Genomic DNA, 14,877 nt, shown 5'->3' on the forward strand with positions numbered 1-14,877 from the left:
ATTTTTTCATTGATTGGGCCAAATTCTGGAATTTCAATGCAATTTCAGCTTTGGAGAAATTTTTCGTGTAACAAAATCTTTTGCGGTGAGAATGCCGGCATGCGCATAACCATGAATGGTCGCCTGATGAATTCGATATAAAGAAACATACATCGATTTGGCAACAAAGCCTTGCACATTGACCTGACCGAGCAACTCGCCGACGGCTTTATTCTGGCTTAAGGAAATCAGTGAACCTTTGTCAGAAAATTTAAACATCGGTAAATAACTTTCTTCATTGACACGTGCTTTCAAGGCATTGGCCAGGAAATTGGCCTGTTGGCTAGCCACTTGTGCGCGTGGACCCAAGACCGGTTCATCTGCAGCAGGCTGGCAGTGAGCACAATCACCAAAAGCAAAAATGTCTGGATCAGATTTGGTTTGCAGGGTGGAGAAGACTTTCAAGCGGTGAATATTGTCCTTTTCCATATCTTGCAGTTGTGCCAAGACTTCAGGTGCTTTGATACCTGCGGCCCAGACTTTAATCTCGGCATCCAGACTTGAGCCATCTGCAAAATAAATTTTGTCTTCATCTACCTTGGCCACACGATGACTGGTAAGGACTTCAATACCGAATTTTTCCAGCTGTTGCATGGTATGTTCAGCAACTTTCGGCGAGAGCGCAGTCAAAATACGATCCGCCGCTTCAATTAAGGTAATTTTGACTTTATTTGGATCGACCTTGTTTAAGCCATATTTAAAGAAATTGTGTTTGGCCTCCACCAACTCGGCAGCCAATTCTACTCCAGTCGCACCGGCGCCAATAATCGCGATATTCAGTTCACGGCTCGAAGCTTCATGTTGAGCATTCAAGTAGAGATGCAACAGATCCTGCTGAAAGATATCAGCTTGTGGACGGCTGTCGAGAAAATGACAGAACTGTTTGACGCCTTCGGTATTAAAGTCATTCGAGGTAGAACCCAAGGCCAGTACCAGGGTGTCATAGTCGATGCGCTGGTTCTTCTTGGCTTGGGCTTTTTTGGAGAAATATTCTGTTTCTACCACAATCTGTTTCGCTTCACGATCCAGACCGGTAAATGTCCCCAAGACAAATTCATAATGATGTGCGGCTGAATGGGCAAAATAATTAGTTTCTTCTTCATGTGGATTTAAGGTGCCTGCGGCAACTTCATGCAGCAGCGGTTTCCAGATATGCGTCAGTTTTTGATCGACTAAAACAATCTGCGCTTTGCCGCTTTTACCCAAGCTCTCACCCAGCTGAGTTGCCAGTTCCAGACCACCGGCACCACCACCCACAATCACGATTTTATGTGCTGTCATATATGATTAACCTGTTTATTTTTTTAATAAAAATAAGAGAAATAGAGAGAAAATATACTATGGCATGGGCCAGATCGCGTCTTGGTTAAAATTGTTATACACATTACAAAACGTAGCAATTCTGTGAGGGCAGGTAAGTTTCCCTGTCTTGGGGAGTGATGCAGGGAGAAAAGAAAATCTGCCAGAAGATCAGCGAGTAGATCTTCTAGCTTAAAGAAAAGTAACTTGAGATGTAGGGCTATTATCTATCTAAAGGATAAAGCTTTACGCTTGGCGTATTGTCTGAAAACAAACCGAATAAGCCTTGTAGCCAAGTAAAGAATTTCTGAAACAGGTTGGCTTCTTCAATTTCGACATGATCTTCAATTTGAATGGTGCGAATCAACTGATTATTCTGATAAACCTGAATAGTCGCCAAAGGCATCATGGTCGCCAAAGGTGCAATGAGTTCAGATGCTTTCACTTCAACATTGATATGAGTTTGCGTTTCCTGTAAAGGCTCGATACTTTTTAAAACGCCATCACCTGTATTCAGCATGACACGCTGTTGGGTTTGATCAAACTGGTTCAGGTCAATACTGTAGCCCTGATCATATAAAGAAGTGGTAATGATCTGCGGTTGCTTGGTTTGCACCTTAAACATTTTTAAGGTGGATTTGATCACAGGCAATTCAGCCAGTAGCTGTTGATCTTTGATCGCTACTTCATTGCGGGTATAGGTATAAGCGAGATTCATCAGCTTATGTGATACATCAGCGCGTTTTGCGGCACTTTTAGTACCCAGCACCACCACAATCAGACGGCGATTTGGCATTTCAAAATCTGCTGTGACACGATTGGCCGTCAGCGCCAGATTGTAGCCTGCCGCACGGGTAAAACCGGTTTTTAAGCCATCTACGGTTGGATCGACCTGAAGCACACGGTTGGTCGCACGATGAAAATGCTGATTGTAGGTAAAGCTTGGCTGCTTAGAATAATACAGATAATCTGGAGTTTCATTCACCACCGCCATAGACAGTCTGGCCAAATCGGCGGCAGTCGAATAATGCTCAGGCATGGTAATGCCGGCCGGATTCTGGAAATTGGTATGCTGCATGCCGAGTGCTTTGGCTTCCTGATTCATGCGTTCAACAAACTGAGGAATACCACCCGAAATTTTCTCAGCCAGCGTCACCGCGGCATCATTGGCAGACATGATAATTAAGCCCGCCAGAAGCTGATCGACTGAAATCAGATCACCTTCTTTCAGGTACATCTGTGACTCATCCCACATCACGGTTTTAACCACAGAGGTCGCGGTTAAAACTTCATTTTTATTTAATTTTCCGGCCTCAATTTCCTTTAAGGCAATATAAGCCACCATCATTTTGGTCAGCGAGGCCGGAGCACGTTGCACGTCTGCATTATGCGCTGCAATGACTTGACCAGACTGTGAATCCAGAATGGTCCAGGCTTCAGCTTCAACACTTTCAGGCACAATATTGAGTAGGGCAGCATGTGAAAATGCAGAAATAAATAAACTGAAAACCGCAATCAGTGAGATGATGTATTTCAATGGTGTTCCTTGATAACCCGCTGGGTGTTGAACGATTTAATTTTCACGCATGCTATGCCTTTTTTATACAGATAGCTAGTCGTAAATGTAGACAAATAAGACAGCTAAACCATACTGGCTTAAAAAATGCTAAGCTAAGCTATATCTCATTTATTTTAATTTTATATCGTTCATTATGTTGCATTATCAAATTGAATTTGACGATTATCGTCAGCATCTTATTCACGTGACTGTTCGTTTTCTTGCGGACCCGACACAAGTCCTGTCATTACCGACCTGGATTCCGGGAAGCTATCTGATTCGGGAATTTTCCAAGCACATTGAAGCGGTCAAAGCCTATGATGAAGATGGGCGCCAGTTACAGATCCAGAAATTTGAAAAGAACAAATGGCGTTTATTCAATACCGATCATGAACTGATTACAGTTGAATATGATGTCTATGCCTATGACCTGTCCGTTCGTGGTGCATATGTGGATCAAAATCGTCTCTACGTGAACCCGGCTTGTGCATGTCTGGGGCTAGAAGGTCAGGAAAATAAAGAAATTGAACTGGAAATCTTCCTGCCAGATGAATTAAAGCATTTTCAGCTGGCAACCGGCATGCAGGCCAAAAGTCTGGTTAAAGGCCGTTTCACGCTTAAAGCTAAAAACTATGCCGAACTGATTGACGCACCATTTGAGCTGGCAGAACAAACCCGTTTCAGTTTTGAAGCAAATGGCATTCCACATGAATTTGTGGTCTCAGGTAAACATGCCATGAATGCCGCGCGTATGCAGCAGGACATTGAAAAAATCTGTGCCACAGAAATTTCAATGTTTGGTTCAGCGCCGTTTACAGACTATACCTTTATGACCATGGCAACCGGCAATAGCTATGGCGGTTTGGAGCATCCAAATTCTACCAGCCTGATTTCACCGCGTGATGACTTGCCGAAAGCCAATGAACCTGAAGAACCGTCGAAAGATTATCAGCGTTTCCTCGGCTTATGTAGCCACGAATATTTCCATTCATGGTTGGTGAAGTTTATTCGTCCTGAAAACTTCGTTAACTATGATTTAAACAGAGAAGGTTATACCTCTCTGTTATGGATCTTTGAAGGTTTCACCTCTTATTACGATGATTTGATTTTGCTGCGTAGCGGCGTGATTAATCAGGAATCGTATATTGCTTTGTTAAAAGCACAGATTGACCGTTATTTGCAAAATCCGGGACGTGTGATTCAGTCAGTGTCTGAATCCAGTTTTGATGCCTGGGTGAAATTCTATCGTCAGGATGAAAACTCGAATAATGCGGGTACCAGCTATTACAACAAAGGTTGTTTAGTTGCACTGTGCCTGGATTTGGGTCTGCGTTTACGTGGTTCAAGTCTGGATGCTTTGATGCGCCGTTTGTATGAAAATGCCCAGAAAGGCGTTCAGGTGCATGAACGGACGATCTTTGAATTGTGTAAAGAATTGACAGGAGATGATTGGTCAGAACAGATTAATCACTTGATCAATACCACAGATGAATTGCCGCTGGATCAGCTCTTCCCTGAGTTTGGTATGGCTTATAGCCTGAAAAATGATAAGTCTTTGCCATTCGGTCTAAAGCTGGCAGATAAGCCGGAAGGTGTGCTGGTTCAATCTGCGCGTCGTGAGGGTGCCGCTGTGCTCGCTGGCCTTTCTGCCAATGATGTCATCATTGCAATTGATGGATTAAAAGCAACGACCAAACTTGTTGAAAGCTATGCAAAACAGCAAGGTACTTTTACAGTGTATGCATTCCGTCGTGATGAGCTGATGAGTTTTGAAGTTCAAGCCGCGGATTCTGAACTGACCGAAGTTGAACTGAAAGTGGAAGATCAGGCTAAAGCTGAGAAATGGCTTAAAGCTTAAAGCCATAATTATTCTTAATTAAAAAAACCGGTGCATCGTCACCGGTTTTTTATTGCATTAAATTTTGAGAAAAAATTATTTAATGATCAGTCGTGATGTGCCACGGAATTCCGCCACGATTTGATTATTTTGATTCATCACCTGAATATCATAAATGCCACTACGGCCACTGCTGGCTTTATGTTCTGCTACAGCAGTCAGTGTGTCACCAAGCAAGCCCGGTTTTAAATAATGAATACCACAATGTTGACCAACCGCCGGATGTTCACCAGTATTGCAGGCAATGGCAAAAGCCGCATCTGCAAGTGCAAAAATCACAGCGCCGTTACACGTCTGATGACCCTGTAAATGCTGTTCAGTCACCTTTAATTCGATCTTTGCATAATTGTGGTTATAAGAAACCAGATGAGCACCAAGATGCTGAATTAACCGATCCTGATTAAACATCTGGCTGACTTGCTGATCCATTGCAAAACTCCTTTTTAAGATACGTTTTATTTTTAAATGTTAATTATGTGAATCATAAGTACCATCGGATAGTCAGAATGACAAGAGGGAAGAGTTAAAAATCTTGTTTGCACACATAAGAAAAAGCAGGTAAAACCTATATTTAGGTATGGGTTTTTTATTATTAGAAGATGAATCAAAATAGTTTAAATTGGGGAATTGGAATAACAGTAATTTGGCTTGCTGTAATCACTTCTTTTTGGATTTTTGGTGGATTGAGTTCGCCTACTTCATTAAATGAGCTTGGGGATTTTCTAGCGGGAATATTTGCGCCAATTGCTTTTCTCTGGCTGATTTTAGGCTATGTTCAGCAAGGTAAACAGTTGGAGCAAAATACAAAAGCATTAGAGCAACAAGAAAGAGCATTACAGCTTCAAATTGATGAGATGAGGCAAGGAATTGAACAGCAAAAAATAGTAACAAATATCCAAAAAGAGCAATTGTTTGAGAGTCAAAAATCCAGAGAAGCCAGATTTTTTATTTTACAGTCAAAAGTTAGAACTGTTTTTGATAATTCTGAAATGACAAATAATTGCCTTGTTGCTTTAAGGCTGACTATTGCAAATCTAGGAAATGATGCTTTTAACGTCAAAGTTAAACAACTTAATAATAGTTTTATTATCCATAAAATAAATAAATTTTTAGCGAATGAAGATCAGGAAATTCGTTTGGAGCTTGATGATGCACAGGTTGATATATTAAATATGAAAAGAGAGGTAGTAGTAGATTTCACAATTGAATATGAAACTAAAGCTGGAAAACTATATAAAAAAATAATTAATACGCACGTATTCCAAATTAACCCTCCATTCTATGGAATAAATGTTTATCTTTCTGAAGCAAGTGAAGATTAATTTTTTTATTTTTTATTTTCTTAATACATCGAATACCCATAAAACTAAGCAACGGTTAAATAAAGTATTCATCTCATGTCTTAATGAATTAGAAATTTTGGCACATAAAAAAGCCCACCGAAGTGAGCTTGATTGAATCTATTCAAACTTAGCCACGACCGCGGCCGCGACCACGTGGTGCTTTAGTATTTGGACGAGTTGTGCCATTGGTCTTACGACGCGGCTTTTCACTTTCATCCATTTGCCAGATACGTTTGGTGCCAGACTTTTTCACAGAACCATCTTTATTCTTGCGAACCATTGGCTTACCGCCCGTACCACCCGGCTTTTTCACATAAGAACGTGAACGGTATGGTTCTTCCGCAGGAACATTTTGGAAGTCTGGATAAAGTAATGGTTCAATTTCTCTGGTCTCGCCCGGTTGCAATCCCATACGAACCAAATCAATCTCACCAATCTTGGTACGGATCAAACGCAGTGTAGGGAAGCCCACGGCAGAGGTCATACGACGAACCTGACGGTTACGACCTTCACAGATCGAAATTTCAACCCAAGACGTTGGAACAGAGGCACGGAAACGTACAGGAGGATTACGCTCCCACAACCATTCCGGTTCAGATACTTTTTCAGCACGTGCAGGAAGCGTCATGCCATCTTTCAGTTCAACACCTTTACGAAGTTGCTCAAGTGCTTCTTCGGTCACATCACCTTCCACTTGCACTATATAAGTTTTAAACTTTTTATTGGCAGGATTGGTGATATATTGGTTGAGACCACCGTGATCGGTGAGGAAAACCAGACCTTCTGAGTCCATGTCCAAACGGCCAGCAAGACGTAAATCTTTGTCGTTGACAAAATCAGCCATGGTTGGGTGCTTTTCATCCGCACGGAATTGGGAGAGGACGTCATAAGGTTTGTTTAGAATGACGATTTTCATAGGAAATAACTTCTATAATTACATTAATTTAAAAAATGTAGAGGTTTATTTAAAAGGGAAATTTAGCTATTTCCCGTATAAATCTCAAAAACAACAAATCTGGATTAGAATATTATGCGTTAAGAACAGTTGAAAGTATTGCCTAATCGGCAATTATTTTAGATTTGTCAGCGGCATCCGGGAGAATACTAATAATGGGATATCAAAAAATCGTAGTACCTGTGGATGGTACCAAAATTACCGTTAATGCAGACCTGTCACTCAACGTACCAAATAATCCAATTATCCCATTTATCGAAGGGGATGGAATTGGTGCAGATATTACACCAACAATGCGAACTGTGGTAGATGCTGCTGTGCAAAAAGCATACGCCGGGAAGCGTTCCATCGAATGGATGGAAGTCTACTGCGGTGAAAAAGCTGACAAAATTTACGGCACCTATATGCCTGAAGAAACTCTCGAAGCACTGCGCGATTATGTGATATCGATTAAAGGTCCACTGACCACGCCAGTCGGTGGTGGTATTCGTTCCTTGAATGTGGCTTTACGTCAGGAACTGGATTTATATGTCTGTGTACGTCCGGTGCGCTGGTTTGAAGGGGTACCTTCGCCAGTACATAATCCAGAACTGACCGACATGGTGATTTTCCGTGAGAATTCAGAAGATATTTATGCCGGTATTGAATGGAAAGCAGATTCTCCGGAAGCGAAAAAAGTTATCAAGTTTCTGAAAGAAGAAATGGGTGTAACCAACATCCGCTTTGAAGACAATTGTGGAATCGGAATCAAACCTGTCTCCAAAGAAGGTAGCCAGCGTCTGGTGCGTAAAGCGATTCAGTTCGCCATCGAAAATGACAAGCCTAGTGTGACTTTGGTACACAAAGGCAATATCATGAAATACACTGAAGGGGCATTTAAAGAGTGGGGCTATGAGGTCGCATTGGAACGTTTCGGCGGTGAACTTTTAGATGGTGGCCCGTGGGTTAAAATCAAAAATCCAAGAACAGGCAAAGACATTATTATTAAAGATGTCATTGCTGATGCCTTCTTGCAGCAAATCTTGATGCGTCCGGCGGATTATTCTGTAATTGCGACACTGAACTTAAATGGTGATTATATTTCTGATGCGCTGGCTGCGGAAGTCGGCGGGATCGGGATTGCACCGGGTGCCAATATCGGCGGTTCGATTGCAGTTTATGAAGCAACCCACGGTACAGCGCCTAAATATGCTGGACAAGATAAAGTAAATCCGGGTTCGATTATTCTGTCAGCAGAAATGATGCTGCGTGATATGGGCTGGATAGAAGCTGCCGACTTGATCATCAAGGGGATTTCGGGTGCGATTGCGGCAAAAACGGTGACCTACGATTTTGAGCGCTTAATGCCAGGGGCGACCTTGCTGCGTTGTTCCGAGTTTGGTGAAGCGATTATTGCCAATATGGATGCCTGAAATTGCGATGCAATTTATGAATAAAAAAACCCGCAATTACGGCGGGTTTTTTTATCACTTTATTGGGAAGCAAAGGCTGAACGGTTTAAGGTTAAACGTTAAAATAAGTATCAGGCTGCAAGATCATGTAAGAAGTGTAATGAGCCTAGAAATGATTCGTTCTAAGCTGAATAACTTAGTAAACACTGTATTACATTGACGTATTTGGATACAGCTCAGCGATTGGCTTATTTTGTATAAACGTTACAGTGATGAATGGAACTTCCAGTGATATAGAGACGTTTCTCCAAAGGAGTAAATCATGGCTAAAGCTAAAGCGAGACATAAGCAGGTCCAACAAAAAGACAAGCAGGACAATGCTCAGAATGAAGAGCAGCAACAGCAGCAACAGCAACAACAGCAACAACCATCGAAACCATCTCGTGCTAAAAAACGTAGATAATCTCCTATCCACCTAAAATAACAAAACCCTCATTTGAGGGTTTTGTTATTTGAACGCTTGTATAAAATCATCACTAAAAATAACAGGATTGTGACTTTAAATTAGGCGGTTGTGATTAAGATAAAAGTCATCTATTTAATTTAATGCGAATATTTGTGAAATTTCTTCGGATTATAAGCTTACTGTTATCTATAGGTTTTCTACTAACTGCCTGTCAGCCACCGCCTTCAGGTGAAGCAGCAGGTTGGAAAAGCCCTTATCTGTATTGGCAATTACAGAGAGCCCAGTTAGAAGCTCCGCTACAGATTCCGGTTGAAGGCGTCAGAGTTGGTCAGATTAATGATACTTGGGGAGCAGCGCGTAGTGACGGTCGTAAACACGAAGGTACGGATATTTTTGCCAAACGCGGTACGCCAGTATTTAGCGCGACCCCAGGTATTGTGCGTAGGATTGGCACCAACAATCTGGGTGGAAAAATCATCTGGGTGACCGGTCCAAATATGAGCCAACATTATTATGCACATCTGGATGACTATGCAGAACATATTCAGGAAGGCGACTGGGTTGAGGCAGGTGAAGTCATCGCTTATGTGGGGAATACAGGTAATGCCAAAAATACCCCGCCGCATTTACATTATGGGATTTATTTAGGTGGGCAAGGAGCAACCAATCCTTATCCTTATTTAGTCCCTTCTCCATGAGCAGAAATTGGCAGAGTTTGTTGTTCAGATTTGAGTCTGACAGGACGTGTGTACCAGAACAATTGTAACGTTCCTAATAAAAGAACAAATGTGGCCAGTATGAACTGTTGATGATAGCTCAATCCAAAATATTGCAGCGCACTAAAACTGAGCCCACCGATTAGCTGAATCGAGGCAAAACACAAGGTGGCAATACTCCAGAGCTTTTTATAAGCCAGTCCATACAGTTGCAAAATGGTATAGGAGGTCAGGAACACCACAGCCGGATTTAGCATCCCGGTAAAAAAGGAAGAGCTAAAAGTAAGCAATGGGCTGGCATCTAGGGTTGCAATAAAAATAGCCACAATATAAAGACTATAAAGAATTTTCAGGGCAACAAAATTACCCCATTTTCTGGCCAGTGCATAAGCACTCAAGGCGCCTAAAGCACTACCTAGTCCATACAGAATCCAGTTGAAATTAATCCAGAACAAGCTCAATCCCAACTGCTGGCTTAAATAATCAATCCAGAAGAGTGAATGCGGTATATAAGCGAAAGCACTACAAGCATAAACTGTAAGTAAACTATAAAAGACGCTATTCAGAGATAGATGAGAGGTAACCGCAGGAGCTTGTGCCGACAAATATGGCTTAAATTTCTGAATCAGTAGACTTAAAACGATACAGATGAGCAAAGCAAAACCACATAAGATTAGCCATGCAGTCTGTATGGAAATTTGATCCAGATAAGGCAGAAACAGGGTCGCAATTAAAACGCCTAGTCCAATCCCACTAAAACCAATAAAGTTGATTTTAAGACGATCCTGAAGTTCACAACACTGCGCGACCACACTCGGCGATAAGATCATCATCAGTCCACCGCTGATCCCTGAAATGATACGCCAAGCGATATACCACGCTTCAGAAAAACCAGAAAACGCACAACACATCAGGCTGAACATGCCAGCAAAGGCTGAAATTTGAATATAGGTACTCATACTGCGGTCTTGAGGAAGACGCATCGCGGTAAAAGCACCGATTAAATAACCCAGCAAATTGGCACTGCTCAAGAGGCTGGCAAAATCTGTACTCCAGCCAAAGGCTTCTCGTGTGCCAGGTAACAGTGCAGTATAAGAAAAACGAAGAATGCCAATGCCCAAGCACATACTAAGACAAAGAAAAAGGCTGAGCTTCATTGTGTTTGAGGACATCCGTGCACTCATAGAATTTTATATTTGGTCAAAAAATAACATGAATCTTCATGATTGAGGGGAAATTGCCTGAGAAGAAACCATTGAGTGCAGAAATTTGCTCAAAGAAACCGGTATGATTTTTAAAATTTCATCAGTCAAAAGCCTGAATTTTTTCAGAGAAATAAAAAACCGCGTATCAACGCGGTTTTTTATATTGTCTATTTCAAGAATTAACGCATCTTGGCCAGGAAACGGCCAACACGGGTAATGGCTTCACGCAGTTCATTTTCAGCCGGCAGGAATACTACACGGAAATGATCCGGTGTCGGCCAGTTAAAGCCTGTACCTTGAACCAGAAGCACTTTCTCGGCACGTAACAAATCCAGCATCAGTTTTTCATCGTCCTGAATTGGATACACATTCGGATCCAGTTTCGGGAAACAGTACATTGCACCTTCAGGCTTGACACAAGATACACCTGGAATCTCGTTCAGCATTTCCCAGGCAATATTGCGCTGTTCATATAAACGCCCACCTGGGCGAATTAGGTCATTAATCGACTGATAACCGCCCAGTGCAGTCTGAATTGCATATTGAGCCTGATGGTTGGCACACAAACGCATCGATGCCAGCATATCCAAACCTTCGATATAGTCTGCGGCACGTGCTTTATCGCCGGTAATGGCCATCCAGCCGGAACGGAAACCAGCAATACGATAGGCTTTAGATAAACCGTTAAACGAAACACAGAGCTGATCGCCAGCCAGAGCTGCTACAGCAACATGCTCGATTCCATCGTAAATAATTTTGTCGTATATTTCATCAGCAAATAAAATCAGGTCATATTTCTTGGCCAAGTCGACGATTTGCTGCAACACATGACGTGGGTAAACCGAACCGGTCGGGTTATTCGGGTTAATAATCACAATACCACGGGTATTTGGCGTGATTTTGCTTTCCATGTCAGTAATATCTGGATACCAGTGATTTTCTTCATCACATTTATAGTGAATCGCTGTACCGCCAGACAGATTCACTGCTGCCGTCCAGAGTGGATAATCCGGCATTGGAATCAGCATTTCATCGCCATCATCCAGCAGACCTTGCATGGCCATAACAATCAGTTCAGACACACCATTGCCGATATAGACGTCATTGACGTGCATATCCAGGATGCCTTTTTGCTGATAATACTGACAGATCGCCTTACGCGCCGGGAAAATCCCTTTGGAATCTGTATAACCAATCGCATTCGGCAGGTTTAAAGCCACATCGTTGATAATTTCTTGTGGTGCTTCAAAACCGAATGGGGCAGGGTTACCAATATTTAATTTAATAATTTTGTGACCAGCTTCTTCCATCTCGATGGCCGCTCGTAACACAGGTCCGCGAATGTCGTAGCAAACATGATCAAGCTTGGATGATTTCTTGATTTCACGAGGGGATTGGGAAGTGTTCGGCATTTTGATGTTCTCGGATGGAGTGGAGGTCACTTTTGCATAACGATATAAATAACTTTTAAATGTCTCAGTTGTGACTAGATCGAGATCATGTTCATCTCGAAGTAGTGCAACAATTTTTTCATGCGTAAATCCAAGCTGCTGATATTGTTTGATCACAGGCAGCAGATTTTTAAAAATTACGCTCTTTTTTTGCGACATTTTTTAATCCTGAGCAAATTTAGAGCTAAGAATACCATTAAATTTGCTCACTAAAAAACATTTAATGTAAAAATTGCTTACTTTTATTTTTATATTTGCTTTCTTTTTGCTTTTTTGGGCATTATATGTCTTTTGTAAAATGTTGAATAAAGACTAGAATTTTTAAAATGAATCACGTAAATATAGGATTATCCTATTTTAAATAGCAAGATAAAAAGGTATGTGATCATGGGAAAACTCAATAAATCAGACCGGGAATGGCAAAGAGAGTTATCACCTGAGGAGTTTCGCATTACGCGCGAGAAGGGAACCGAGCCGGCATTTACTGGAAAATACTGGAATACCAAGCAAGATGGCACCTATGTATGCCGTTGCTGCGGCACGCCACTGTTCTCATCTGAAACCAAGTATGACAGCGGCTGTGGCTGGCCAAGTTTCTACCGTCCCGTCAGCAGTTCGGTGGTAGAAGAATTACCTGATACTTCACACGGAATGGTCAGAACTGAGATTGTTTGTCATCATTGTGACGCACACTTAGGGCATGTTTTCCCGGATGGCCCAGAACCGACCGGTTTGCGTTATTGTGTCAACTCGGCTTCTTTGGACTTAGAAACACAAGAAAAAAATGATGAGGAAACCTATCCATGACTAACATTTATCAGTTTGAAGCTGAATTGTTAGATGGCAAAAGCAAGCCACTTGCAGATTACGAAGGCAAGGTGCTTTTGATCGTCAATACAGCGAGTAAGTGTGGTTTTACCCCACAATTTTCAGGATTAGAAAAACTTTACGAAAAATATAAAGATCAAGGTCTGGAAATTTTGGGATTTCCATGCAATCAGTTTGGTGGTCAAGATCCAGGTTCCAATGAACAGATTGGTGAATTTTGCCAGAAGAATTACGGGGTATCTTTCCCGATGTTTTCCAAGGTGGATGTCAAAGGCCCTGAAGCGCACGCCATTTTTCGCTATTTGACTAACAATTCCAAAGGTATTTTAGGCAATGGAATTAAATGGAATTTTACCAAATTCCTGATCGGGCGTGATGGCAAGGTATTGAACCGTTTTGCTCCGACCACCAAGCCTGAAGATATTGAAGATGAAATTGCCAAAGTGTTGTAAGAATCAGCATTATTTTCTCAGTATGTGATAAAAATAGAGCTCATCTAATGTTAATTAAAAAACCCACTTATCTAAAGTGGGTTTTTAGTCATGATTAAAACTTAGAGGATGGTTTTCAGGCGTCGAATAACCTCTTCACATTGCGCCAGATCGGCTACGAGTGCCAGACGTACATGATTTTCACCCGGATTACCTTGTTCAGTATCGCGGGATAAATAACGACCCGGAAGAACTTTAATATGTGCTTCTTCCATCAAATGTTTGGCAAAGGCTTCATCATTGTCGACTTTTAACCAGTAATAGAAACCTGCATCCGGTTTTTTGAGTGGCAGCAGATGACCGAGTTCTTTCTGGAATAAATCAAACTTGGCACGGTATTGCACCCGGTTTTCTTCCACATGTGCTTCATCATCCCAGGCAGCAATTGAAGCTAACTGGTGCTGAACCGGCATCGCTGCGCCGTGGTAAGTACGGTACTGCAAATAAGGTTTTAACAGGCTGGCATCACCGGCAACAAAACCTGAACGCATGCCCGGAAGGTTAGAGCGCTTAGACAGTGAATGGAACACCACACAGTTTTTATAGTCATCCCGGCCAATTTCAGCACAAACTTCCAGTAAACCTACGGGTGCTTGGTCAAACCACAGTTCCGAATAGCATTCGTCTGAAGCAATCACAAAGTTGTATTGATCCGACAGGGCAATCAGTTTTTTGAACTGTTCTTTGGATAGCACTGCACCTGTTGGATTGCCCGGGGTGCAGACAAATAGCAATGCCGTTTTTTCCCAGACTTGTGCCGGAACAGCATCAAAATCACCAAGGTAGTTATTTTCCTCAGTACAGTTGATGAAATAAGGTTTGGCGCCTGCGAGCAGTGTTGCACCTTCATAAATCTGATAAAACGGATTCGGCATCACCACATAAGGTGCCTCTTCACGATTTACCAAAGCCTGTACAAACGAGAAAATCGCTTCACGCGTACCAGAAACAGGCAGGATATTGCTGTCTGCACTGATGCTATTTAGCTGAAAACGGCGCGTCAGCCATTGGGCGATACTTTCACGTAGCTCCGGCAGGCCTTTACTGTTTGGATAAGTCGATAAATGTTTAAAGTTATCAATAATCGCTTGTTTCACAAACTCCGGTGCAGGATGCTTTGGTTCGCCAATCGACAGGGGAATTAAGGGCATATTTGCAGGCTGGATATCCGCAAAAAGCTGATTTAACTTTTCAAACGGATAAGGATGCAGTAGAGACAAGCTAGAGTTCATGAATAA

Annotated in this window: 14 protein-coding genes; 7 read left to right on the forward strand and 7 right to left on the reverse strand. The window is 42.0% G+C overall.

Annotated features, from left to right (window positions below; translation table 11 throughout):
- Positions 1–33 precede the first annotated feature (33 nt).
- The gene (locus tag NI455_RS00585; protein ID WP_004645547.1) at positions 34–1,320 is read right to left on the reverse strand and encodes an NAD(P)/FAD-dependent oxidoreductase; all 1,287 of its coding nucleotides are present in this window, start codon (positions 1,318–1,320) and stop codon (positions 34–36) included.
- Positions 1,321–1,561: 241 nt separating this feature from the next.
- Entirely contained in the window at positions 1,562–2,875 is a 1,314-nt protein-coding gene (locus NI455_RS00590) for a D-alanyl-D-alanine carboxypeptidase family protein (RefSeq protein WP_253111950.1), read from the reverse strand.
- Positions 2,876–3,050: 175 nt separating this feature from the next.
- Between NI455_RS00590 and NI455_RS00595 the strand changes: the two genes are divergently transcribed.
- Complete coding sequence (locus tag NI455_RS00595) at positions 3,051–4,754, forward strand: M61 family metallopeptidase (RefSeq protein ID WP_253111952.1); 1,704 nt, start codon at positions 3,051–3,053, stop codon at positions 4,752–4,754.
- A gap of 75 nt (positions 4,755–4,829) precedes the next feature.
- Here NI455_RS00595 and paaI read toward each other — a convergent pair whose 3' ends face one another.
- Entirely contained in the window at positions 4,830–5,222 is a 393-nt protein-coding gene (gene paaI / locus NI455_RS00600; RefSeq protein ID WP_219309006.1) for a hydroxyphenylacetyl-CoA thioesterase PaaI, read from the reverse strand.
- A 170-nt stretch (positions 5,223–5,392) separates the two neighbouring features.
- Here paaI and NI455_RS00605 point away from each other — a divergent pair, with 170 nt between their 5' ends.
- A complete protein-coding gene (locus tag NI455_RS00605; RefSeq protein WP_253111954.1) occupies positions 5,393–6,115 on the forward strand; it encodes a hypothetical protein in 723 nt (240 codons plus the stop codon).
- A gap of 148 nt (positions 6,116–6,263) precedes the next feature.
- Here the strand turns inward: NI455_RS00605 and NI455_RS00610 are convergent, their stop codons facing one another.
- Positions 6,264–7,052, reverse strand: a complete 789-nt coding sequence (locus NI455_RS00610) for an rRNA large subunit pseudouridine synthase E (RefSeq protein ID WP_253111956.1) — start codon at positions 7,050–7,052, stop codon at positions 6,264–6,266.
- Between the two features lie 194 nt (positions 7,053–7,246).
- Between NI455_RS00610 and icd the strand changes: the two genes are divergently transcribed.
- The 3 genes from icd to NI455_RS00625 all read left to right on the forward strand — a co-directional run bounded on the left by icd (position 7,247) and on the right by NI455_RS00625 (position 9,646).
- On the forward strand, positions 7,247–8,503 hold the full coding sequence (icd, locus tag NI455_RS00615; protein ID WP_180180853.1) for an NADP-dependent isocitrate dehydrogenase: 1,257 nt from the start codon (positions 7,247–7,249) through the stop codon (positions 8,501–8,503).
- Positions 8,504–8,804: 301 nt separating this feature from the next.
- Positions 8,805–8,945, forward strand: a complete 141-nt coding sequence (locus tag NI455_RS00620; RefSeq protein WP_005252272.1) for a hypothetical protein — start codon at positions 8,805–8,807, stop codon at positions 8,943–8,945.
- A gap of 143 nt (positions 8,946–9,088) precedes the next feature.
- Positions 9,089–9,646 (forward strand): M23 family metallopeptidase, encoded by a 558-nt coding sequence (locus NI455_RS00625; protein ID WP_253111957.1) that lies wholly within the window; start codon positions 9,089–9,091, stop codon positions 9,644–9,646.
- On the opposite strand, the gene NI455_RS00630 is transcribed toward NI455_RS00625, so the two are convergent.
- Entirely contained in the window at positions 9,625–10,836 is a 1,212-nt protein-coding gene (locus NI455_RS00630) for a YbfB/YjiJ family MFS transporter (protein WP_213687453.1), read from the reverse strand. The genes NI455_RS00625 and NI455_RS00630 overlap by 22 nt on opposite strands.
- A gap of 212 nt (positions 10,837–11,048) precedes the next feature.
- Complete coding sequence (locus NI455_RS00635) at positions 11,049–12,479, reverse strand: pyridoxal phosphate-dependent aminotransferase (protein WP_253111958.1); 1,431 nt, start codon at positions 12,477–12,479, stop codon at positions 11,049–11,051.
- A gap of 228 nt (positions 12,480–12,707) precedes the next feature.
- Here NI455_RS00635 and msrB point away from each other — a divergent pair, with 228 nt between their 5' ends.
- Positions 12,708–13,127 carry a peptide-methionine (R)-S-oxide reductase MsrB gene (gene msrB / locus NI455_RS00640; RefSeq protein WP_004645533.1) on the forward strand — a complete coding sequence of 140 codons (420 nt, stop codon included), beginning with the start codon at positions 12,708–12,710 and terminating at the stop codon, positions 13,125–13,127.
- Complete coding sequence (locus NI455_RS00645; protein ID WP_114541885.1) at positions 13,124–13,600, forward strand: glutathione peroxidase; 477 nt, start codon at positions 13,124–13,126, stop codon at positions 13,598–13,600. The genes msrB and NI455_RS00645 overlap by 4 nt, the downstream gene beginning before the upstream one ends.
- A gap of 101 nt (positions 13,601–13,701) precedes the next feature.
- On the opposite strand, the gene dapC is transcribed toward NI455_RS00645, so the two are convergent.
- On the reverse strand, positions 13,702–14,871 hold the full coding sequence (dapC, locus tag NI455_RS00650) for a succinyldiaminopimelate transaminase (protein WP_253111959.1): 1,170 nt from the start codon (positions 14,869–14,871) through the stop codon (positions 13,702–13,704).
- Positions 14,872–14,877 lie beyond the last annotated feature (6 nt).

It is taken from the genome of Acinetobacter lwoffii, from assembly GCF_024129435.1.
In the GTDB taxonomy this organism is placed as follows: domain Bacteria; phylum Pseudomonadota; class Gammaproteobacteria; order Pseudomonadales; family Moraxellaceae; genus Acinetobacter; species Acinetobacter lwoffii_F.